Source organism: Sphingobium limneticum (genome assembly GCF_008710165.1).
Classification (GTDB): domain Bacteria; phylum Pseudomonadota; class Alphaproteobacteria; order Sphingomonadales; family Sphingomonadaceae; genus Sphingobium; species Sphingobium limneticum.
Genome location: NZ_VYQA01000016.1, coordinates 20865 through 44431 on the forward strand (window position 1 = coordinate 20865; position 23567 = coordinate 44431).

15 protein-coding genes and 1 riboswitch are annotated in these 23567 nt (G+C 63.6%); of the genes, 10 read left to right on the forward strand and 5 right to left on the reverse strand.

Annotation, left to right across the window (positions count from 1 at the left end; translation table 11 throughout):
* Positions 1 to 224 precede the first annotated feature (224 nt).
* Positions 225 to 335: riboswitch (TPP riboswitch) on the forward strand.
* A gap of 34 nt (positions 336 to 369) precedes the next feature.
* The 7 genes from F4U95_RS18400 to F4U95_RS18430 all read left to right on the forward strand — a co-directional run bounded on the left by F4U95_RS18400 (position 370) and on the right by F4U95_RS18430 (position 10125).
* Positions 370 to 2661, forward strand: coding sequence for a TonB-dependent receptor (locus F4U95_RS18400; protein WP_120252615.1), 2292 nt, complete (start codon positions 370 to 372; stop codon positions 2659 to 2661).
* 2 nt (positions 2662 to 2663) lie between these two features.
* Positions 2664 to 3779 carry a phosphotransferase enzyme family protein gene (locus F4U95_RS18405; RefSeq protein ID WP_120252616.1) on the forward strand — a complete coding sequence of 372 codons (1116 nt, stop codon included), beginning with the start codon at positions 2664 to 2666 and terminating at the stop codon, positions 3777 to 3779.
* Positions 3779 to 4345 (forward strand): nicotinamide riboside transporter PnuC, encoded by a 567-nt coding sequence (gene pnuC / locus F4U95_RS18410; protein ID WP_120252617.1) that lies wholly within the window; start codon positions 3779 to 3781, stop codon positions 4343 to 4345. Before F4U95_RS18405 ends, pnuC begins: the two co-directional genes overlap by 1 nt.
* 241 nt (positions 4346 to 4586) lie before the next feature.
* The gene (locus F4U95_RS18415; RefSeq protein ID WP_120252618.1) at positions 4587 to 5447 is read left to right on the forward strand and encodes a TauD/TfdA dioxygenase family protein; all 861 of its coding nucleotides are present in this window, start codon (positions 4587 to 4589) and stop codon (positions 5445 to 5447) included.
* Positions 5448 to 5460: 13 nt separating this feature from the next.
* Positions 5461 to 6510: an ABC transporter substrate-binding protein gene (locus F4U95_RS18420; protein WP_150426652.1), complete on the forward strand. Its 1050-nt coding sequence runs from the start codon at positions 5461 to 5463 to the stop codon at positions 6508 to 6510.
* A gap of 9 nt (positions 6511 to 6519) precedes the next feature.
* Positions 6520 to 7461, forward strand: coding sequence for an ABC transporter substrate-binding protein (locus tag F4U95_RS18425; protein ID WP_232016495.1), 942 nt, complete (start codon positions 6520 to 6522; stop codon positions 7459 to 7461).
* 129 nt (positions 7462 to 7590) lie between these two features.
* On the forward strand, positions 7591 to 10125 hold the full coding sequence (locus F4U95_RS18430; protein WP_150426653.1) for a TonB-dependent receptor plug domain-containing protein: 2535 nt from the start codon (positions 7591 to 7593) through the stop codon (positions 10123 to 10125).
* A 46-nt stretch (positions 10126 to 10171) separates the two neighbouring features.
* Here the strand turns inward: F4U95_RS18430 and F4U95_RS18435 are convergent, their stop codons facing one another.
* The 4 genes from F4U95_RS18435 to F4U95_RS18450 form a co-directional block, all read right to left on the reverse strand.
* Positions 10172 to 10846 carry a peroxiredoxin-like family protein gene (locus F4U95_RS18435; protein ID WP_120252622.1) on the reverse strand — a complete coding sequence of 225 codons (675 nt, stop codon included), beginning with the start codon at positions 10844 to 10846 and terminating at the stop codon, positions 10172 to 10174.
* A 225-nt stretch (positions 10847 to 11071) separates the two neighbouring features.
* Entirely contained in the window at positions 11072 to 12304 is a 1233-nt protein-coding gene (locus F4U95_RS18440) for an FAD-dependent oxidoreductase (RefSeq protein ID WP_120252623.1), read from the reverse strand.
* Positions 12305 to 12353: 49 nt separating this feature from the next.
* Positions 12354 to 15749 carry an acyl-[ACP]--phospholipid O-acyltransferase gene (locus tag F4U95_RS18445; protein ID WP_172598861.1) on the reverse strand — a complete coding sequence of 1132 codons (3396 nt, stop codon included), beginning with the start codon at positions 15747 to 15749 and terminating at the stop codon, positions 12354 to 12356.
* Positions 15750 to 15801: 52 nt separating this feature from the next.
* Positions 15802 to 18750: a DUF2339 domain-containing protein gene (locus F4U95_RS18450; RefSeq protein ID WP_150412112.1), complete on the reverse strand. Its 2949-nt coding sequence runs from the start codon at positions 18748 to 18750 to the stop codon at positions 15802 to 15804.
* A gap of 98 nt (positions 18751 to 18848) precedes the next feature.
* On the opposite strand from F4U95_RS18450, the gene F4U95_RS18455 reads away from it, so the two are divergent.
* Together F4U95_RS18455 and F4U95_RS18460 are read left to right on the forward strand one after the other, a co-directional pair.
* Entirely contained in the window at positions 18849 to 19448 is a 600-nt protein-coding gene (locus F4U95_RS18455; protein WP_120252625.1) for a TetR/AcrR family transcriptional regulator, read from the forward strand.
* Positions 19449 to 19476: 28 nt separating this feature from the next.
* The gene (locus F4U95_RS18460) at positions 19477 to 20628 is read left to right on the forward strand and encodes a sterol desaturase family protein (protein WP_120252626.1); all 1152 of its coding nucleotides are present in this window, start codon (positions 19477 to 19479) and stop codon (positions 20626 to 20628) included.
* 33 nt (positions 20629 to 20661) lie between these two features.
* Here F4U95_RS18460 and F4U95_RS18465 read toward each other — a convergent pair whose 3' ends face one another.
* The gene (locus F4U95_RS18465; protein ID WP_145986277.1) at positions 20662 to 20985 is read right to left on the reverse strand and encodes a hypothetical protein; all 324 of its coding nucleotides are present in this window, start codon (positions 20983 to 20985) and stop codon (positions 20662 to 20664) included.
* Between the two features lie 109 nt (positions 20986 to 21094).
* Between F4U95_RS18465 and F4U95_RS18470 the strand changes: the two genes are divergently transcribed.
* Positions 21095 to 23524 (forward strand): glucose/quinate/shikimate family membrane-bound PQQ-dependent dehydrogenase, encoded by a 2430-nt coding sequence (locus F4U95_RS18470; protein ID WP_232016497.1) that lies wholly within the window; start codon positions 21095 to 21097, stop codon positions 23522 to 23524.
* Positions 23525 to 23567: the final 43 nt, after the last annotated feature.

The following is a 23567-nucleotide window of genomic DNA, read 5'->3' on the forward strand; positions in this document are numbered from 1 at the left end:
GCCCGGCGCATGAACTTGACCCCTATTGGCGGCTCCAATGCGCTTGGTCCATCGTAAAAGCCTTGCCGCCGTAAAAGCTGAACTTCCTGGCCGTGATAATGACCATTCATGTCAGTTCCAAGCAGTCCGGTGATATGGACCTGAATGCCGGCTCGGTTTTGCTTGGCCGGCTAGCCACTCCTGTTCGATAATGCTTTCCACATCGCGTCCGAACGCCTAGAGGCGCTTTATCCCCGGGGGGCCGCTCATGCGCGGCTGAGAGGTGGTCAGCAGACCACGACCCGCTGAACCTGATCCGGCTGATTACCGGCGTAGGGAGGGCAAGGCGGCGCGTCCGCCAGTCCCTCCGCGTGGAGTGGACGAGAGACGATGACGATATATGTGACTTTTGTTGGCCGGGCCGCTCTTGCGACGGCGTTGCTGGTGTCGGCTTCCGTCGCGATGGCGGCGGACGACGAACAGGATCGCGCGACCATAGAGGTCACGGGCTATCCCGACCCGCAGGGCCTGCTGCCTGACCAGAATGCGCCCAAGGCGGTCAGTTCGATCGCCGAAGCCTTCATCAGCAAGCAGGCGCCAACGCTCAACGCCTTCCAGCTGGTCAACCTGCTGCCCGGCGCGAATGTGTCGTCGAGCGATCCCTATGGTCTGTCCGCAACGTCCAGCCTTACGCTGCGCGGCTTGGGACAGGACCAGATCGGCGTGCTGCTGGAAGGGGCGCCGCAGAACGACATCGGCTATTATTACGCCTATCCCTCGCAATTTGCCGACGCGGAAAATGTGCGGCAGATCGCATTGGCGCAGGGCGCGGCCGATATCGACGCGCCGGTCGTGGCGGCGGCGGGCGGCACATTGTCGCTGACGCTGAATGACCCCAAGGAGGAGATGGGTGGCCTTATCAACCTGTCGGCCGGCTCCTACGACCAGCGGCGCGTCTTCGCGCGGTTCGACACCGGCGAGATCGGGAATAGCGGCCTCAAGGCGTTCATCTCCTACTCCAACAACCGCGCGGACAATTGGCGTGGGGCAGGCTATGACAAGCGCCAGCATATCGACGCGAAACTGCTGCACGAATGGGGCGAGGGCAATCGCGCCAGCCTGGCAGTGTCCTATAATGATGCCATCACCTCCACCTACCCCAGCCCGACCATGGCGGACTGGAAGGCGAGCGGGCGCGGCTTCAACTTTACCAAGCGCTACACGGACGGCGACACCAGCTATTGGCGCCTCTATCGCGCGCCGTTCCGCAACCTCTATTTCGCCGCGCCGGTGCATATTCAGCTGAGCGACAGCCTGACATTCGATAGCAGCGCCTATCTCCAGATGGGGCATGGCAATTCGCCCTATGGCACGCAGCTGGCGACCACCGGCAATTATCTGGGCACCGAAGAACTGACGCAGCCGATCGCGCTGCCCGGCGCCGTCGATGGCGTGGCGACCGTGCTCGGCAACTGGACCGGCAAGCAAAGGCGCGTCGGCGACGTCAGCAAGCTGACCTTGCAGGCGGGCATCCACAGCATCACCGCCGGCCTGTGGTTCGACTATGGCACCGACCGCGTGACACAAAGCTATACGTCGATCGATGCGAATGGGCGGCCGGTCGATGCCTGGGGCTATCAGGACAAGGCGATCCGCACGGCCGACGGCCGCCTGCTCGCCTATGAAAATCAGCGCACCGTCACCGTGACCAAGGGCTTTTTCCTGGCGGACAGTATCGCGCTCACGCCGCGCCTGGGCATCGATATCGGGTTGAAGGGGGTGAGCCTGCTGCGCAACGGCCGCAATTATCTGCCGGGACCGCAGTCGAAAGTGCATGTCGACAGCTTCGCCGCCTTGCCGCGCGCGGCGGTCCATTATCGACTGGACGAGCGGCAACAATTGTTCGCCAACATCACTACCAATTTCCGCACGCCCAACGAATTTTCCCTCTATGACAGCTATTATGGCGGCGAACTGGTCAACCAGGGGACGGGCGCGCTGAAGAATGAATATAGCGTCTCGCAGGAGCTGGGTTATCGCTATATCGGCCCCAACCTGTCCTTCTCGCTGACCGCCTTCCACTATCATTTCCGCAATCGTCAGGTCGCGACGGTGGTCAACAGCGGCGGCGCGCTGGTCAATTCGACGATCAATGGCGGCAGCCAGACCAGCTATGGCCTGGACGGCGAGATCGACTATCGCCCGTTCAAGGGGTTCAGCCTCTACGCATCGGGCGAATATCTGCACAGCCGGCTGGATGACGATCTGTCGGTGGGCGGCGACCGGTTGCCGACGAAGGGCAAGCGCGCGGTCGCGGCGCCACGCTTTCAGTTCGCCCTTGGCAGCACCTATGATGATGGTCGCCTGTTCGGCAGCACGGCCCTTAAATATGTCGGCCGCCAATATGCGACCTTCATGAATGATGAGAGCATCAAGGGCTATGCCACGCTGGACTTGGCGATCGGCGTCCATCTGGCCGGGCTGATCGACGCGAGCGCCATGGACCTGCGCCTGAACGCGATCAACGTCACCAACCCGCGCGTCCTGTCCGGCGTGTCGGCGATCAGCGCCAATGCGCAGGATGTGACCGGCCGCAACGGCACGTTGATCGCGGGTTCGGCGCCCGGCTACTATATCGGCAGCGGACGCGCCTTCGTGGCGACGCTATCGCGAGCTTTCTGACCATGAGCGGCGGCCATCTGGTCCATGGCATGGGGACGGCGCTGGAGGCACCGACCTGGCCCGCTATCACTCAAGCGGAGGCGGAGGCGGTGTTGGACCGCTTTCCGGCGGCAGGGCGTCTGATTGACCTCAACTGGCATTCGCCGCGTCCCTTTTCGGCAGCGGCATTGATCGAGACGGACCGAGGCGTCCATTTCCTCAAGCGCCATCATCAGCGGCTTCGCACGCCCGCAGCACTGGCGCAGGAACATGGCTTCATGGCCCATTTGCGGGCGGCGGGGCTGTCGGTGCCGGACGTGGTAACGGCGGCAAACGGCGCCAGCGTGATCGCGCTGGGTGAATGGACCTACGAACTGCATCATGACGCGCCTGGCATCGACCTTTATCGCGATCGCCAGTCCTGGACGCCGTTTCTGACGCCAGGTCATGCCCATGAAGCGGGCGCGGCACTGGCGCGGCTGCACCGGGCTGCGCAGGGCTATGAGGCACCTGCCCGCGACGATCGTCCCCTTGTTGCCAGCTTCACCATCCTGTCCGCGTCCGATCCGCTGGCGGCTGCGGAAGCCTATATCGCTGCGCGCCCGGCGCTTGCCGGCTGGCTGGCGGACAAGCCATGGCGACAGGAACTGACGCGGTTGTTCGCGACGCTGGGCGAAGGCGTGCCCGACCAAGTGCCGCTGTGGACGCACGGAGACTGGCACCCGTCCAACCTCCTCTGGACGGCAGAGGGTCAGGTCGACACCATCATCGATTTCGGGCTGGCAACACGCACATGCGCGCTCCACGACCTCGCCATCGCGATCGAGCGGACCGCCTTCCGCTGGTTGGATCTTGGGCAGGACGATGCGCTGGGTGATGTCGACACGGCGCGCGCGATCCTGGCCGGCTATCGCACGCTGCTACCGCTTCCGACCGACATGGCAACGCTTGCTCGCTTGCTGCCGCTCGTCCATGTGGAATTCGCCCTGTCGGAGATCGACTATTTCGCCGGCATCGTCGGGGATTCCGATCAGGCGGCGGTCGCCTGGCAGGATTATCTGATCGGCCATGCCGACTGGTTCCTGTCTGCTGCGGGGCAGGATTTTCTGCGCCGTTTGGCAGGGGAGGCTGTGGCCTGATGTCGGCGCTCGAAATCATCGGCGTGATCGTCAGCTTTCTGGGCATATGGCTGACCGCGAAGCGGCGTATGCTGTGCTGGCCGGTCAACCTGCTGGCCTGCGCGCTCTACTTCAAGATTTTCCTCGATGTGCGCCTCTATGCCGACATGCTGCTGCAAGCGCTGTTTGGCATAGCGATCTTCTATGGCTGGATCGTCTGGGCAAGGGGCAGGGCAGATGCAGGCGAAGTCGTCGTCGCGCCCCTGCCGTTCGTGCGCGCGCTGGCGGGCCTTGCGGTCGGCGTCATCGGCGCGCTCGCTATCGGCTGGACCATGCATCGCTTCACCGATGCGTCGCTGCCCTGGATGGATGCCGCGCTCAGCAGCTTCAGCCTGGTCGCGCAATATTGGACCGCACGCCGCCATGCGGCAAGCTGGCTGCTCTGGATCCTGGTCGATATCGTCTATGTCGGCATGTTTGCGTACAAGCATCTGTGGCTGACGGCCGGCCTTTACGGCGCGATGATCATCCTGGCGATACTGGGTTACAGGCGATGGCGCCTTGCGTCGGGACCGGCCACCGCCTGACCGCCTGCTATCGCGCTCACCATGGGCGACCGCTTATGGAAATCGCTCGTCCATCTATGTCCCGCACTAATAGAAAGGCCGCATAAAAGGCCGGAACATGCCGATTTGGCTTGGGTGCGAAGGCAGGTTCATGCCCGGTCATAGACGATCAAGAATTAATCATGGGATTTGCCCTGCGGGATTCCATACCCTTGGCTCATGGCTCCATTTCGGGGGCTTCAAGGCAGGAAAGGATGACATCATGTCCACAGCCGCAGCCGAGATCATCACCGCCACAGGGCTCGACATTCGCCCGCTCCAACCCACGATAGGTGCCGAAATCCACGGCATCGACATCGGCAAGCCGATCAGCCCGGACGTGCGCGATGCCATTCGCGCAGCCGTGCTGGAATATAAGGTCGTCTTCTTCCGCGACCAGCAACTCGACAATGAAAGCCACGCCGCCTTTGCGCGTGAATTCGGGCCGCTCTACACGCATCCCAGCACGACTCATGACCCCAAGGTCACGCCTATCCACAATATCTCCGCCGTGGATAATGCGCGTTTCGACAAACGTCATGCGAAGGTGAAGATCAGGCCGGGCGAGGCCTATCATAGCGACACCAGCTGGCGTCTGGTGCCGACCTGGGGCGCGGTGCTGCGCGCGGTCGATCTGCCGCCGGTCGGTGGCGACACCGTCTGGGTCGACGCCCATCTCGCCTATGAAGGACTGTCGGACGACCTGAAAGCGCGGCTGGAGGGGCTGCACGTCACCCATGATTATCGCCCCTCGCTGCTGGCCGACGGTCATGACTATCCGATCGTCGCCCATCCGGTGGTGCGCACCCATCGGGAGACGGGCCGGAAGATCCTCTGGGTCAATCTGACGCAAAGCCCGCAGATATTGGGCGTCGAACTGGCCGAAAGCCGCGACCTGATCGATCAGATCTTGCTGCAATATAAGCGCCCCGAATTTCAGGTCCGATTCTCGTGGAAGCCCGGATCGGTCGCCTTCTGGGACAATCGCGCCGCCGTTCATTATGCCGTGCGCAACTATGGCGACTATCCGCGCCTGCTTCATCGCGTTCTGATCGCCGACGAACCGCTCTACGCTGACCTTTGAAAAGCGAGAAAGCATGACCGAACCGGTCGCATCCGATCGGCAGGGGGCAGGGGTGGCGCAGCGCCGCTCCCGCCTCTGGCTGTGGGGTGGGGTGGTGCTGGCTCTGGCCGTACTCGCCACCATCCTGTTCCGTCCCGTTAGCGGGGGGACGGCCGACGAAGCGCGCACTTTGGTCGTGGGCGATCAGCGCGGCGGCGCCCAGGCCCTGCTCAAGGCGGCGGGCGAATTGGATGATGTGCCCTATCAGATCAAATGGGCCTTGTTCCCGGCCGCGTCTCCTCTGTTGGAGGCGCTGGACGCTGGCGCCATCGACATTGGCGGCATCGGTGCTGCCCCCTTTGCCTTCGCCTATGCGAGCGGTGCGCAGATCAGGGCGGTCACCGCCTATCGCCCCACCGGCGAACATGCAGGAAGGGCGTCGGCGATCGTCGTGCCGAAAAACTCGCCTATCCAGACGCTGGCCGACCTGCGCGGCAAGAAGGTGGCGACGATCCGGGGATCGGCCGGACAGGATCTGGTGCTGCGCCTGCTGGAACGGGCGGACATCGATCCCCGGACGATCCGCTGGACCTATCTGTCCAATGGGGAATCGAAGGCGGCGTTGGCGTCCGGCTCCATCGATGCCTGGTCGACCTGGGGCAGCTATGTCGGCATCGCGGTTCTGGAAGATGGCGACCGGATCTTGGCCGATGGTGGAAACCTGCCCACCGGCGTCGGCTTCTACGCCGCCAATGACAGGGCGATCGAACAAAAACGCGCCTTGCTGGGCGATTATGTCGCGCGGCTGGCGCGGGCGCGGGCCTGGGCGCGCGATCATCTCGACGATTATGCCCGCGTTCTGGCGAAGGAAACCGGCATACCGTTTGACGTCGCGCGCTTCGCCGCCCAATCCTATGTCGGTAATGCCGTGCCGATCGACGCAGCGCTCATTCGCGAACAGGCGGGCATTTTCGAGCGTTATCATGCGGCCGGGATCATCCCGGACGTGCCAAGGGCGGACAAGGGTTATGACGGATCGTTCAACCGGCAAGTGGCAGAGGCCACCTCTCCTGCAGGAGTATAGGTGGCCGGCATGACTATTCTGTCCCTATCCCGACGCCGGGCACTTATGGGCCTCGCCGCGACCGGCCTTTTTGCCGGCTGCGGCCGCGGCGCGGCTGGCGACACGCTCAAGGTCGGCAGTCAGAAAGGCGGGACGAAAGCGCTGATGCTCTCGTCCGGCGTGCTGAACGGAGTGGGCTATCCGATCGAATGGGCGGAATTTCCGGCGGCCCAGAATCTGCTGGAAGCCGTGGGCAGCGGTGCGGTCGATGTCGGGCTGGCCGGCGACGCGCCGTTCCAGTTCGCGTATCAGAGCGGCCTGCCGATCAAGGCCGTCTCCGCCCAGCGCAGCGATCCGCGCCCGACCCAAGCTGTCGCCATCGTCGTGCCCGGTGACTCGCCGGCGCGCTCCATCGCCGACCTCCGGGGCAAGCGCATCGCCACCACGCGCGGGTCGATCGGCTATTATCTTGCCCTGCGCGCCCTGCATGAAGCCGGACTGCCGCCGGATGCCGTCCATTTCATCTGGCTGACGCCGGGCGACACCCGTGCCGCCTTCGCCTCGCGCACGATCGACGCCTGGGCCTGCTGGGTGCCCTACACCACGACAGCCATCGCGGAGGGTGCACGGGTCGTCGCCGACGGCCAAAATCTCATTCACGGCTATGCCTTCGAAGTGGCCAATGAACAGGCGATCGGCGATAAACGCGCAATCCTGACCGATTTCCTGCAACGGGAATCGAAAGCGCTCGACTGGGCGGCGGCACATTCGGCCGATTATGCCAAAGTGCTGGCGAAGGAAACCGGACTGCCGTTGGACATCGCGCTCGTCATGGTGCGCAAGAATAACCGCCATACCGTGCCGATCACGCCATCCGTGATCGACGATCAAAGGATCGTGCTCGATACATTCGGGCATGCCGGGGAAATAAAGCCGGCCAGGCCGCTTGATCAGGCCTTTGCGATCCTATGATTAATGATCATGGGTATATTGCCAATTCAAAATAAAATTAAACTAAACCTCTGCAAGGTTTAACTCGTTTAAGCTGCGGCGCCGCGTTCGATAGCAAGCATCTCTGACAGATAATAGTCGCAGGGAAAGATGATGATCCTATCGCCATTGCTGAAACATAGCGTTTCGGCTGTCTCACTCGTTGTCTCACTGGCCTGTAGCGTTCACGCGGCCGAACCGCAGGCATCGGCCGCGCCGGACGATGCGGTCGCCGATGGCGGCGCCATCGTCGTGACCGGCGTGCGGGGGGCGCGGCCCCGGACCGTGGCGGACAGCCCGGTACCGATCGACGTCATCGACACGCGCGAATTGCAGGCGACGGGTCGCGTTGGCCTCAAGGACATATTGGGCAATATCGTACCATCGCTGACCGTGCCGGCGCTGGGTGGGGGCGGCACATCTTCGGGTGCCAAGCCTATCTCCATCCGGGGCCTGAGCGGTGATTATGTGCTGGTGCTGGTCAATGGCAAGCGCCGCCACACCACCTCGCTCATCAACAATCTCTCCCGCGTGTCGGGTGGCAGCACGCCGGTCGATATCGATCTGCTGGCCGCCAATTCCATCGGCCGGGTCGAGGTGCTGCGCGATGGCGCGGCCGCCCAATATGGGTCGGATGCGATCTCCGGGGTGATCAACTTCATCCTGGACGCCTCGCCCGAAGGCGGCGAGTTCGCCACCACCGCTGGCAGTCATTATGAAAAGGGCGGGGAACTGATCCAGCAATCGGTCAGCTATGGCACCCGCATCGGGGCGGACGGCGGCTTCATTCGCTTTGCAGCGGAGGGCAAGTTCCACGACCGTGCCGATCCGTCGGGTGCGATCGTCGCGGATTCGGTCGATCTCTATCCGCGTCTGGCGGGCGGTGCGCGTGATCCGCGCGAAGCGACCATCGACCGCAACCGCGCCGGCAATTATGGCCGCACCAATCGCGACTATATCGCCAACGGCTCCTATAATGCGGAACTGCCCGTCAGCGACGTGACGACGCTCTACAGCTTCTCGACGATCAGCTATCGCGACATCAAGGATGGGCGCGGCCAGTTCAACGCAAATAACATAAATTCCCTGCCCGAAATCTTCCCCAATGGCTTCCTGGCCAAGCGGCGCATCTGGGAAACGGATTTCCAGATCACGGCCGGTGCCCGCACCACGATCGGGGGCTTCGACGCGGATTTCAGCAGCAGCTTCGGCCGGGACGATGTGAAGCTGGGCGCGGTCGATACGCTCAACCCGTCGCTGGGGCCAAGCAGCAAGACCAGCTTTTTCATGGGCAAGCAGATTGCCAGCCTCTGGGTCAATAATGTCGATTTCAGCCGCACCTTCGACCTCGGCCTTGCTGAGCCGCTGACGCTGGCCTTTGGGTTCGAACATCGATGGGAACGGTTTCAGAACAAGGCCGGCGAACCCGACAGCTATCGCGACGGCGGCTATGTGATCCCGACCGGTGCCACGCCGTTCCAGCTGGCCTATGGCGGCCAGCGTCCTGCGGCCAGCCTTGTCTCCTTCACCGGCACGACTCCCGCGGACGCCTTTGTCCTCACGCGCAACAATGTCGCGGCCTATGTCGATATCGGCGCCAATATCAGCCAGGCCTGGTTCGTCGGCGTCGCTGGCCGCGCCGAACATTATACCGACAGCTCCGGCGAAACGGTCAGCGGCAAATTCTCCACCCGCTATGAAATCGCTCCTGGTTTCGCGCTGCGCGGCGGCGTCAACACCGGCTTTCGCGCGCCATCGCTGGCGCAGCAGGGCTTTTCGACCTCGCAAAATACCAGCATCATCATCAACGGCGATCGCGTGCCGCAACTGGTGAAGTTCCTGGCGCCAAACGATCCGATCGCCGGCTATTTCGGCGCCAAGCCGCTGACGCCGGAAAAGTCGCTGAACTTTACCGCCGGTGCGACCTTCGAAAGCGGGCCGTTCCGTCTGACGGTCGATGGTTATCAGATCCGCATCAAGGACCGGATCGTGAAGACCGAAATCCTCAACAGCGCAGAGGCTAAGGCGATCCTCGCCAGTCCCGAAGTGACCGCCATATTGGCGGCGCGCGGCGTGCCGGGGATCAGCAGCGCGCAATTCTTCATCAACGGCGTCGATACCCGCACGCGCGGCATTGACGCTGTGGCCGAATATACTTGGCGCACCGGCTCGTTTGGCGACTTCAAACTCAATGCCGCCTATAGCTACAACAAGACCAAGCTGCTCGATGTCGCGGCCAATCCCGCCAATCTCGCCAACACGATATTGTTCGGGCGGCAAGCCCGCGCCGACCTCACCAGCGCGACGCCGCGCGACAAGCTGGTGCTGAGTGGCGAATGGACTTTAGGCGCGCTCCGCAGTCTGCTGCGCGTGACCCGGTTCGGCAAATATACCGAAACCGGCACCAGCCAGACTTCGACCACGGACGATCGGACTTTCAGCCCCAAATGGGTGACCGATCTCGATATCTCTGCGCAAATCACGCCCAAGATCAATGTCGCGGTGGGCGCCAACAATCTGTTCGATGTCTATCCTGACGATATGGGCGTGATTCAGGCCAATACCGGGGCCGGCCTTTACGGCAATTTCGCGCCCTTCGGCCTGAGCGGTGGATTCTATTATGCGCGGCTGGGCGTGAAATTCTGATTGGCCGGCCATCCCGCCTTCTTCAGGAAGGCGGGATGGTTCCGGTTCAGCTATCGACCTTGCTACGCAGATCGGCCAGCGCGGTCAGTATGGCCGGTGCTTCGGTGCGGACCAGCCAGTCGGGACTGATATCGACGAAGCGCACGACCCGTTCGTTGTCGATGATGATGACGGCCGGCTGCGGAAACTCCGCGCTGCCCGTGCCGGTCAGATCGCCGATCCAGCCGGCCGTCGGCTGTCCTTCGGGCACTACATCCCGATCGAAACTGATGCCGAAACGGCGGGCCAGCTTATTGCCCCGGTCGCTTGCCACGGGGAAGCTCAGACCATGCCGTTCGCTGATCGCGCCCAGCCCCTTTTCCGGCAGATGCGGACTGATTGCGACCAATGGGATGCCGGCCTCCTCCAGCGCAGGCCGAAGTTGGCGATCATAATAGGGCAGGGCCAGATTGCATGCGGGACATCCAGCGAAGCGGAAGAAGATCAGCACCGCCGGCCCCCGTGCAACGAGATCTTCCAGCGTCAGTGTCTCCCCATCCGCGCCCTCCAGCGTGAAAGGCTCGACCACGTCGCCGACCTGGACAACCGCCTTGGGATCGAAATCGGCGACCAGCCGCGCGCGCCGGTCGACATTCTTGGCCAGTTGTGCCGGCTCCCATGTACGGACGCGCTCCGCATGCAGGGCCTCAAATTGCGCGGTCAGGCTTTCTGTCTCCGCCATGGATATTCCTTTCTGATCGAACGACGCCCGTCATGGGCACTGTCCAAAATTAAGGCGCGTCATCGATGGCGACCAATGCGCAATGCTGTGCGATTATGACATACGCTCATGGAACATGTGGGAGCAGCTTTTTGCTGATCTGCCGAAGTACGCAGATTTCAGGGGATCCTTCACGGCTCATGGCCACGATGGTGATCGGGCCATGCAAGCCAGCGCAATCCGTGCTCATGCGGCCTCCCACAGCGGTGCTTTTGCCTGATGTTCCATTGCCAGCCCAAGCGGCCCCAGCGGGTTGGCGACCAATCCGCTGACCATCGTCGCCTGTATGGTGGTGGCAGGCCAAAGCTTGGATAGCGGGCCGACCACATGATCGCGGATAAGGGGCAGCAGACGGCTGTCCGATTGATAGACGGGCGTGAATAATGCGGTGAGCCATTGGTAAGTCATCACATGGCGGCGGCGCATCTTGACGGCGCGACAAATGCCTTCATCCACGTCGTTCGCTTCCGCCAGACCTTTTGCCAGCGCCCAGGCATCGAGCAGGGCCATGTTGGCGCCTTGCCCAAGCTGGGGACTGGCGGAATGCCAGGCATCGCCGATATGGACCAACGCAGTTTCCGCTGGTGACCGCAAAGTGCGGTGCGCATAGCGCGCAAAGGTCAGCTGGCCGGGGTCGTCGATCTGGTCGAGCAGCGGCGCGCATTCGGGCCAGAGCGCTGTAACCCGTGCCTTCCAGGAGTCGAGCCCGGCCTTGTGCCAGTCGTCAAGCCGATCGGCACGCAATGACCAGAAGAAGGCGGCCTTTGGCGTCATCGCGTCAGGCGGCGTGCCGATCGGCAAGACCCCCGCCATGATGCTGGCGCGATCATAGCGCTGCGCCAGACTATGCGGATCGAAGCCGGCCTTTTGCGGCCAGTCGAGGCTGGCCCACAGAGCGCCATAGGCCAATTCCCGACCGGTCGGCGGCGCCAGCGGCGTGCGCGTCCCCAGTGCATCGACCACCAGATCATAGGGCGCGCTGGCGTCGCCATCGGCAAAGCGCAGCGTCCGTTGCGTACCGACCGGCTCGCTGTCCACCAGGGCGCGGCCGGTATGGACAGTGATGCCTGACCGCAACACGGCCTCATGCAATATCCTGAAAAGGCTTGCACGATGAATGCCGATGCCGAACGCGCCCTTGTGGCGCAGGGCAGCATAATGGACATTGAGGACCACGCGCTCGCCCGCCTTGCCAAACAGGCGATCGATGCGCGACCCGGCATGCACGACTTGGTCCAGCAGCCCCAACTGCCCCAGAACCGCCATGCCCGTGGGCTGGATCATCAGCCCCGACCCGATAGGGCGGGGCGTGTCGAAACGATCGAAAAGCGTAACTTGATGCCCCGCGCGACTGAGCAACAACGCCGCCGCCAGTCCGCATGGCCCGCAGCCTGCGATCGCGATGTTCAGACCCCGCATGACCGCCGCCCAGACGCGCCGATTTGCCGTTCCAAGAGGATGAGCGGATTCATGCTGATGCCAATGCCCCCATCGTCACATAATCCAGCTTGCCCGTGCCCAACACCGGGAGGGCGTCCACTTCGCGAATGTCACGGGGAATGGCCAGTTCGGTGATACCGTTCGAACGGCCCCAAGCCTGGAGATCGCTCGCCTTCGCCCCTTTGCGCGTGGTGAACAGGACCAGCTGTTCGCCTTTGCGTGCGTCGGGACGCGTGACGACGGCATGTTCGGCATCGGGCCACAGTGCAGACGCATAGCCCTCTACGGCAGGAAGGGAGATCATCTCTCCGCCGATCTTGGCGAAGCGCTTGGCGCGCCCGCGAATGGTGACGAAGCCTTCGGAGTCGATCGTCACGATATCGCCCGTGTCGTGCCAGCCATCTGCGGGCGGTTGCAGGACGCCGGGCGCATCCGCCTTCATATAGCCCGCCATGATGTTGGGTCCACGGATCGACAGCCGTCCGCCTTCGGTGATGCCGGGAACCTCGTCCAGTTGCGGCACGATGCCGGGCAGCAGGCGGCCAACGGTGCCGGCGCGGAAGTGCATCGGCGTATTGACCGCGATCACAGGGCCAGCCTCGGTCGCGCCATAGCCTTCCAATATGCGCAGGCCGAATTTGTCCGCATAGGCCTTGCGGGTTTCGTCGCGCACCCGCTCGGCGCCCGCGAAGATGTAGCGCAGCGAATAGAAGTCGTAATTATGCGCCATGCGGGCATAGCCCGACAGGAAGGTGTCCGTGCCGAACAGGATCGTGGCGTTGCTGTCATAGGCGAGCGCCGGCACGATCCGATAGTGAAGCGGGCTGGGATAGAGCAACGTCTTCACGCCGTGAAGGATCGGCAGCAGCGTGCCGCCGGTCAGGCCGAAACTGTGGAAAACGGGCAGGGCGTTCAACACCGTGTCGGCGGTGTTGAAATCGATCCGCGCGGCGAGTTGGCGGCAATTCGACAGCAGGTTGTGATGGGTCAGCACCACACCCTTGGGCAGGCCTTCTGAACCACTGGTAAAGAGGATGACGGCGGGCGCATCGGGCGCGATGCGCAGTTTCTTGTGGCTGCGCGCGGCAAAGCGGCTGGCGATCATCGCGCGCAATTTCGCGCCCGTGCCGATGCGTGCACCGATATCTTCCAGCCACAGGATTGTGATGCCTTCGGCCTCCAGCGCCGTGACGATATCGCCCAGCTTGGCCTGGGTGATAAAGGCGCGGGCGGTGACGATGGTGCGCACCTGCGCGGCGGTGCAGGCGGCCTTCAAATTGGTAAGGCCGGCGGTGTAGTTGAGCATGGCTGGCACGCGGCCATGCGCCTGAAGCGCGAAGAAGGTGGCGACCACGGCCGAAACATTGGGCAACAGCACGCCGACCGCTTCGCCCTGCCGGGTCGCGGCGGCGAGCGGCTTGCCCAGTGCTAGGCTGCCGATGACCAGCCGATCATAGGTCATCGGCTCGCGCTTGATGTCCTCGACTACGGGCGCCTTGCCGCCATGAATGTGCCGGGCTTCCAGCAGCGCCTCGAACAGCGTTTCGTCGCTGTTCGACGTCGCGAAGATCATCGCGCTCATTTCATCATAGAGACGACGGCCGGCGATGGCGCGACGGGCGCGGGCGGTCATTTCCCCATCGATCGCGAAGCGGCGGGGGGGCAACACGGTCAGGCGGATCTTGGGGAAGCGGCGCAGGCGAACCTTGCCCCTCAGCCTTGAGAAGGGGGTATATTGCGCGCCGTCGATGCGCACGGGGATGATCGGTGCGTCCGCCTTGTCCGCGACCATGCCGGGACCATCGAACACTTTCATCAGCGCGCCGGTGACGGTGATGCGGCCTTCGGGGAAAATGACCAGCGTGCGCCCTTCGCGCACGGCCTTGACCATCGCCTTGGCCGCCATGGGATTGGTGGGGTCGACAGGGAAGGCGTCGAACAGCGGCAGGAAAGGCTTGATCCACCAGGCTTTGGCGATGCGGGTGTGGACCGCGAAGGTCGGCTTGCCCGGCAGGAAAGCGGCGAGCAGCAGGCCGTCGAGGAAGGAGACATGGTTCACAACGACCACGGCGGGCGATCCGGCGGCGGGCATGTTTTCCGCCCCCGTCACATCGACCCGGTAGAGCAGGCGCAGGATGCCGCGGAAAATGGCCTTGATCACGGTTTCGGGCAGCAGCCAGCAGGATATGAGCGCGATCGTCAGCGTGGCAAAGCCCATCGCGCCGATGACGCCGGGGACATCGACGCCGCGCGCGAGCATCAGCGTGACGACCGCCACCACCGCCACGCTGACGGCGGCGTTGACGATATTGTTGGCGGCTATGGTGCGCGACCGTTCCTCACGCGGGGCGTGGGTCTGGAGGATCGCATAGAGCGGCACGATGAACATGCCACCGGCAAAGGCGATACCGAACAGGTCGATCAGAATGCGCCAGCTGCCCGCCGAGGCGACGAAGGTCGCAATACCGGCGTTCGGGCCAGTGGGGACGTAGCTGCTGGTCGACAGCCACAGGTCGATCATGAAGCCGGCGAGCGCCAGCGCCGATATGGGTACGAAGCGGGCCGACACTTCACCGGCCAGCAGGCGATTGACCAGTAGCGATCCAAGCGCGACGCTAAGCGAGAAGACCAGCAGGAACAGGGTGGCGACCTCTTGCCGGGCGTGCAGCACGCCACTGACCAGCGGTGCGAATTCGGACAGCAGAACCGCGCCGACCGCAAAGAACCAGCTGATCCCCAGGATCGAAAGCCATACGCCCCGACCATGGCGGGCGGCCTTCAATATCTGCCAGGTGCTGCGGAAGATGTTGGGATCGACCTTCAACCCCTGCGCCACTGGCGGGGCAGCAGGAACGGCGAGGCTTGTGAGGAAACCCAGCACGGCAATGCCCACCGCGGCGAGGCCAGCGGTCAGCGCCGGAATGACGCCGGCCAGCAACTGTCCGCCCAATATGGCGAGGAAGGTGCCGGCCTCGATCAGGCCGGTGCCACCCATCAGTTCGTGCGATCCCAGATGCTGCGGCAGGATCGAGAATTTGACGGGGCCAAAGATGGTCGAATGCAGGCCCATCAGGAACAGGCAGCCGAGCAGCAGCGGCACCGATTGCAGAGTGAAGCCGATGAGCGCGAGGGCCATGATGACGATTTCGGCCGCCTTGACCGCGCGTACCAGCTTCGCCTTGTCCCAGGCGTCGGCAATCTGGCCGGCGATCGCGGAAAAGAGGAAATAGGGCAGGATGAACAGGCCGGTGGCGACCGTCGCCAGCAATCCGGCCTTGTCCGGCTCGGTCCGGAACAGCACGAAATTGGCGAGGAACAGCAGCGCGAACTTGAGCAGATTGTCGTTGAACGCACCCAGAAACTGGACGACGAACAAGGGCGCGAAGCGACGTTTTCCTAACAGCGATAGATCAGGTGCAGACATGATTTGGAACCCCCGTGGATGAGAGCAATAGGCAGGAAGTATAGACGGGACGTTAATCGGCGTCGCTTTTGAGCTGGCGGCTGTAGAGCCAGCCGATGCCGATCAGGCTGAAGCCAAGCGCAAGGAAAGAGGCGATGCGGAGCAAACCGGTCAGGCCCGCCGCGTCGAGCAGGAACACCTTGGCCACCGCGCTCAGCATCAGCAGCAGGGACGCGATGCGCCAGTCCCGATTGCCGATGCGGATGCCCCGCAGCAGGAAACCTATGGCAAGGCCGATGGCCAGGACCGATCGGCCGATATCCTCCCCCATCGCCAGATGCGGGCCGTTGAGGAGCGATCCTTCGAACAGTTGGCGCAGAACATTATAGGCGAAGAAGAGGATGAGCAGCATTTGCGCGCCTTGGATTGGTCGGTCGAAACGGACGGTCAGATCCGGCGCGATGCGGCGTGTCAGGCTGAGCGCCACGAAGGGCAGCGCGAAGGCGGGGAGCAGGAGCGTTATCAGCGGAAGCGTGCCCACGGCCTGGGTGGCCCAGAGTGGGTTGTGCAGGAACAGGCTGTAGAAAAGACTGTGTGCGAGTGCGGCGGCGATCAGGCCCAAAGCGACCATCCGATGCTGCGCGAAATGCCAGATGACAAAGCCCGCACCGAGCAGCAGCGCTTCCCACACTGTGCGTTCGGCAAGACCGGCGTGGATGAAGCCGGCATGACTGTCGATGGCAAACAGCTGCTTGTAGCCGATGTGCATGGCGACAGCGCCCATCAGGATCGCGGCGGCGACACCGGCACGACGCGCGATCATGCCGAACCGCCCGCGCCACAGCGTCAGCGCAACGAGCGCGGCGGGCAGGGCGAGGCGGCGCAGCATATCAGACATATCGGGCAAGTTGCTTGCCAGCATCGGCTGACCGACCAGCGATAGCATAGCCTGTCCGGTCCAGTGGAGCAGCGGCCACGCCGCCCAGAGCAGGACGACGAGCAGCATCGTCGCGATCGCAGGCAGCAGGCGCTGCGGCGACAGACGGCGCGTGGCTTGCGCCAGCAGGGGCAGTGACAGCGCGGTGATCGGCGCCAGCCAGAGCGCAGGAACGACCTGCGCCACGGTGCCATAGGCGGTAATGGCGGCGGCGGCCTGCGCGACGACGCGTCCTTCGGCAAAGCGTGCGCGCCAGGCGAACAGGGCGGCGACGGCTGCAACCACACTCCAGCGCAGCATGGCGGAAAGCGGGGCGATGGCCGTCGCATCGCCGATCAGGCGCAGGCTTTCCTCCATACCGCGATCCCCCATGAACAGAGAGGTGAGCGCGACGAAGGTGAAGACCCAGCCGCTATATTCGACGCGATAATCCTGCGCCTGTTCGGACAGGGTCAGCAGCGCCGCGCCGACCAGTGCCAGCGTGACCGGCGCCAACCAGCCGGGCAGGCCGAAAGCGCCCGCGACGGTCAGCAGGACGGCGGCGCCGGTTGCCAGCATGACGAAACGCGCACCATGTTTCCGGTCCGCACGACGCCAGCCCTGCGCCATGCCCGATAGCGGGAGGGCGGCAGCAAGGAGAGCGATCAGGGCGAAACGGATATCGTCGGCTGGCGCGGCGCGGTAGAAATGGATGGCCGCGACGGCGAGGCCGCCCAGTGCAACCGCAACGACCTGACCCGCTTCGATCAGGCCGCCAGCCGGACGCCAGAGCCGCCGGAGCGCGGCGCTGCCATAGAGGGCGGCAATGCCCGTGATGACTAGCGTGAAGGACAGCAGCGGCGGCGACGGCCACACGCCTGCGAGCAGCAACGCGATGCCGAGGCCCACGGGGACCAGGCGACGAAGCGAGGGTTCGTGACCGCTCAGCCAGAGCAAGGCAATCGAAAGGAGGCCAAACAAGGCCCAGTGGAGCGGCGCGAAGCCACCGGTCGCGACCAGTGCCGCCATCTGCGCGGCAGCCACGGTGGCGGACACGGCACGGATCAGGGTGGCGCGGCTGCCGGAGAAGGCGAGGAGCGGGAAGCCGATGCCCAATGCCAGGATCAACAGGCCGACAGAGAGCGCTGACGCGACGTCGAGCGCGCCGGTCAGGATCAGCAGGCTACCCCAGCCAGCGCCGCCGACCAGCGCGCCGACGCCCAGCCATAGCCAGCGCTGGGTGCGGGACAGGGTGCAAAGACCGCCGATCGCGAGCGCAAGATAGCAGGACAATAACGGCACATTGGGTTCGCTCGATCCCGCCAGCGCCGGCGCGGCGAGGCCGCCGACCAGCCCCAGCAGCGCGCTCGGCGCGCCAAAGCGCAGCGATAGAGCCATGGCGAGCCCGGTCACGGCGGCCAGGCCGGCAAAGGCGGTCGTCGGGCCGATGAGATGATAAAGGTTGGCGGCAGTCAGGATGGCGGCATAGAGCGTGGCGATGCCGGCGCCGGCCAGGGCCTGCCGCACGCGCGGATCGCGCAGGCGCTCCTCCTGCCGCAACGCGCCTTCCGCTGCGGCGATCAGGCTGCCACCGAATAGCAGGCCCAACATCACGCGGACGACCGGCGACAAAAGGCCGGTATCGATGGAATATTTGACGAGCAATATGCCCGCGACCGCCAGCGTGATGCCACCCGCCCAGATAGGCAGGCGGCGGCCGAACAGATCCTCGAACGCGGAGCCGGGACGCGACGAGGCGGCGGCCTGTCTGACAGGCGCGGGCACGGGCGGAGTACCGATGGCCGGTTCCGGCGCGGCGATGGGTGGTGCTGGGGGAGGGGGCGGCGCGGCCGGTTCCGGCCGGCTGACTTTCGCGGGCTCGACTAGTGTAGCAACAGGTGCGACTGGTTCTGGGCGCGGCGTGGCTTGCGCCTTAGCAGGTGCGCGGGTGAAGGGAGACGGCCTGACAGGTGGCGGGGCCAAGTCCGCGCGGACGAGCGATGTATCCATCTCGATCAGCGCAAGGCGCGTTTCGAGCCGTTTCATACGAGTCCGGGTGTCGAACAGCACGACCCCCAGCACGACCAGGACCAGCATAACCAGCATGACTCACCCTCCAGTTGGTCAGCAGGAGATAGATTTTAATTAGACAGTGTTCAATTAAAATATTAGACAGTGTTCAATTAAATTTCTAGAGCGGCTTCATGGGCAGACGATCCGATCATAGCCGCGCCGAACTGGAAGCGTTGATCCTGACAGAAGGGCATCGCCATATGGCGGAAGTGGGCTTTGCCCGCTTTTCCGCGCGCGAAGTCGCCAAGCGCATCGGCTATGCCGTGGGAACCCTCTATAATGTGTTCGGCAGTTACGATCGGCTGATCGTGGCGATCAACACGCGCACGTTCGAACAATGGGCCGCGCATCTGGAAGAGCGGCTAGCCCGGCCATCGACAGATCGCATCGCGGCGCTGGTGGAGGGCTATTTCAGCTTCGCAGCGGACCATATGCCTTTATGGACGGCCATATACGACCATCGGCTGCCGCCTGATATGGCGATGCCGGAAGGCTTTGCGGCACGGCGCGGGGCGCTGACCGATGTGGTTGTGCGCGAAGTCGCGGCGGTCTTGTCGCCCGATATGCAGGATCGGGCGCCGCGCTTGGCCCGGTCGCTGGTAGCGACCGTCCACGGTCATTGCATCTTTGCGCTTAACGGAAGTTTTGCCCTTTTGGGCGAAACCGCGCCGCTGGACATGGCGATCGCGCGGGTCAAGGAGTCGCTATCAGCAGCCGGCGCGCGTCTGTAGCATCGGCTGTGGAAGGGGAGTATGGACGATGAAATGGCTCGAGAATCTGGAGCGTGACTTGCAATCGCCCTTGGCCGTGCGGCGGTTCGGCAGCGGCTGGTTTTCCGGTTTCTTCGGTCTGCTCCTGGCTGTCACCGGCCTTTGCCTCGTCGTGGCGCTCCGCTGGCCCGACTGGTTCGCGATGCCCGAATTGGCACCGCTGCGTGATTCCAGCAGCCTGCGTCCGGCGGTGCACCTGATCCTGATCGCTGGCTATGGCCTGGCGTTGCTCAGCTTGTTGCTTCGACCACGCAAGGCGATCGGCGCCACCGCTCTGGTGATCGCATTGATCGCTACATTGCTCGGCGGCGCGGATGTCCAGCCGCGTGAAACCCATGACTGGGGCGTGTTCTTCGGTGTCGATTTCTTTGCGGTCAACATGATCGTGACCGGGCTGATGTTCGCGCCGATCGAAAGGCTGTTTCCGCGCCGCCGTGAGCAGCGCCTGTTCCGGCAGGAATGGCGTGAAGACCTGTTTTATTATCTGCTCAGTTCCATGCTGGTGCAGCTCATCACCTTCCTTGCGCTCGCGCCGTCCGGGTTCATCAATGCGTCGACCGGCGGGCTGGCGGGCATCCGGGCCATGGTGGCGAGCCAGCCCTGGGCGCTCCAGTTTCTGGAGGTCGTGCTGCTGACCGACCTTGCCCAATATTGGTTCCACCGCGCCTTCCACCGCGTGCCGTTCCTCTGGGGCTTCCACGCCGTGCATCATTCGGCCAAGTCCATGGACTGGCTTGCCGGCGCGCGCATGCATTTCTTTGAAATTATAGCGCTGCGCAGCGTCACGTCGCTGCCGCTGTTGACCTTCGGCTTTTCGCCTTCGGTGATGCAGGCCTATATCGGCTTCGTCTACATCTACTCCTCGTTGCTGCACGCCAATCTGGGGGGCGACCTCAACTGGCTCGGCCGTTTCGTCGCGACGCCTCGCTTCCACCATTGGCATCATGGTATCGAGGCGGTGGCGGTGGACAAGAATTTCGCGATCCACTTCCCTTTCCTCGATCGATTGTTCGGCACCCATCATTTGCCCGACGGTGTCTGGCCGAGCGGTTACGGCGTTCCCGAAAATGTGCCCCAGGGCTATTGGTCTCAATTCGCCTATCCCTTTCGTCGGAAAGCAGATGCGCCAGGCGGCGGATAGAGAATGAGTTCGGCAACAGCAGATGGTTCGTAATCAGTAACAAGCAGTCGGCGCCTGCGTAGCTGAACGATCGAAATCGAGCGGCTGAGCTCGGCTTTCACCGGCATTTTCGGCGGTTATCATGACAAACAGTGATGCGTCACGGAGCGCCTGCACTGCACCTGCTTCATCGCGCCAGAACAGGATCGGCTCGCTATGCAAGCGAGCCGACGGCAAGCCGCCCGACTTCACTTCGTCGGCCCAAGAGAGGCCTGCAGGCGCGTTGGACCGCAGCGCCCCGCTTTGCGACTTTATCCAATTCCAGAAATCGGCCGGATGGATCCTTTGTGCCATCCCGTCTTGTAAATCGCGCAACATGTACTAGATGGTACACAGCGTCGCGGCCGCGACGATCTGGCGGATCAGCTTTTTTCCGACCCCCAGAGCGGCACTCTCCGACGCCCATAAGAGATGAAGGAGGTGCCACGTGTCAGGCACGAAAATGCACGGCCATCCGCTTGTTCGCGGATGGCTGCTTCTGTTGGGGGCGGTAATAGTTGCCGCTGGACTGCTGTTCACGATCGGCGGGGTGAAGCTCGTTGGCCTTGGCGGCAGCCCATATTTCCTGATCGCCGGAATTGCGCTTTTCGGCGCCGGCATACTTATCATGTTGCGCAGGGCAGGTGGCGCATGGCTGTTTGGCGCCATCCTTCTGCTCACCCTTTGCTGGGCGCTGTGGGAAGTGGGTTTCAGCTTCTGGCCGCTAATCTCCCGCCTTTTGGCGTTTGGGGTCGGCGCTACCGTCGTGTCCCTATCCTATCCGTTGCTGCGTCGGCGGGATGGCTCCAAGCCGTCCTGGCGACCCGCTCTGATCGTGGCTGCGCTGCTTGGCCTATGTTCGACAGGCGGCGTATCGGGAATGTTCATGGCTCATCCCACGGTGCCCTTCGCGGGGAAGGCCGATGCTCTCACCCCGGTCGATGCTGCGCATGAGCAGAAGGATTGGACCGCTTATGGTAATACGCCCGGTGGCAGCCGTTTCGTCGCCCTTGATCAGATCACCCGCGACAATGTGAATAATCTCAAGGTCGCCTGGACCTATCGCACCGGCGACATCGCGCAGAGCGACGGCAATGGCGCGGAGGATCAGAATACCCCGCTCCAGATTGGCGATACGGTCTTCATCTGTACCCCGCACAATAATGTCATTGCGCTCGATGCCGATACCGGCCGCGAAAAATGGAAGACGATCGTCAATGCCAAGGCTTCGGTCTGGATGCGTTGCCGCGGCCTTGCCTATTTCGACGCCCGTGCACCGCTCAATCAACCCAGCCTGCCCGGCGCGACCCCGGTCACGCCCGTCACCGTGCCGACCGGCGCCGCGTGCCAGCGCCGCATCCTTATGAACACGATCGACGCCCGCCTGATCGCGCTTGACGCCGACACCGGCAAATACTGCGCCGACTTCGGCGCGAAGGGCATCGTTGATCTGAAATCTGGCTTGGGCGACGCGCCCGATCCGCAATATCAGCTCACGTCCGCCCCGACCCTGGCCGGCACAACCGTCGTCATCGGTGGCCGTGTCGCCGACAATGTCCAAGTCGACATGCCCGGCGGCGTGATGCGCGGCTTCGACGTCATCACCGGCAAGCTGCGCTGGGCCTTCGATCCCGGCAACCCCGCCATCACCGGCATGCCGGCGGCTGGTCAGACCTATACCCGTTCGACCCCGAACGTGTGGGCCGCCATGTCCTACGACCCGGCCTCCAATACCGTGTTCATGCCGGTGGGTAGCGCTTCGGTCGATCTCTATGGCGTAACGCGCAGCGCACTCGATCATGAATATGGCGCCTCGATGCTCGCGCTCGATGCGACCACCGGCCGCGAAAAATGGCATTTCCAGACCGTCCATAACGATCTGTGGGACTTTGACCTGCCCATGCAGCCCAGCTTCGTCGACTTCCCGGTCGATGCGAAGCGCAAGGTGCCCGCACTGATCTTCGGCACCAAGGCGGGGCAGATCTATGTCCTCGACCGCGCCACTGGCACGCCGTTGACACGGGTCGAGGAAGTCCCGGTCAAGGCCGCCGACATCAAGGGTGAGCCTTATGCGCTGACCCAGCCAAAGTCGCTCGGCATGCCGCAGATCGGCGTCGGCGCGCTGACTGAAGCCGACATGTGGGGTGCCACGCCGTTCGACCAGCTGCTTTGTCGCATCGCGTTCAAGAGCATGCGTTACGAAGGGCTGTACACCGCGCCCGGCACGGACAAGTCGCTCAGTTTCCCCGGATCGCTCGGCGGCATGAACTGGGGCGGGGTTTCGACCGACCCGACCACCGGCACCGTGTTCATCAACGACATGCGCCTTGGCCTGTGGGTTCAGATGTTCCCGCAGACGGCGGCACAGCGCGGCCAGTCGGGTAGCGCGGGCGAAGCGGTCAACACCGGCATGGGCAGCGTGCCGCTCAAGGGAACGCCCTATTCGGTGGTGAAGGATCGCTTCCTTTCGGCGCTCGGCATTCCCTGTCAGGCACCGCCCTATGGCACGCTGACCGCCGTCGACCTCAAGAGCCGCGCCATCAAATGGCAGGTTCCGGTCGGCACGGTGCAGGATACCGGCCCCATGGGTATCCGCATGGGCCTGCCCATCCCGATCGGCATGCCGACGCTGGGCGGAACGCTGGCGACGCAGGGCGGCCTCGTTTTCATCGCCGGTACGCAGGATTTCTACCTGCGCGCATTCAGCGCGGCGACCGGCAAGGAAGTGTGGAAAGCCCGCCTGCCCGTCGGCAGCCAGGGGGGCCCGATGAGCTACAAGTCGCCCAGAACCGGCAAGCAATATGTCGTGGTGACGGCGGGCGGTGCGCGCCAGTCCACCGACCGGGGCGATTATGTCATCGCTTATGCGCTGAAATGAGAGACGGCGCGGCGTCCCGGACGCCGCGCCCCCCTATGCCGGT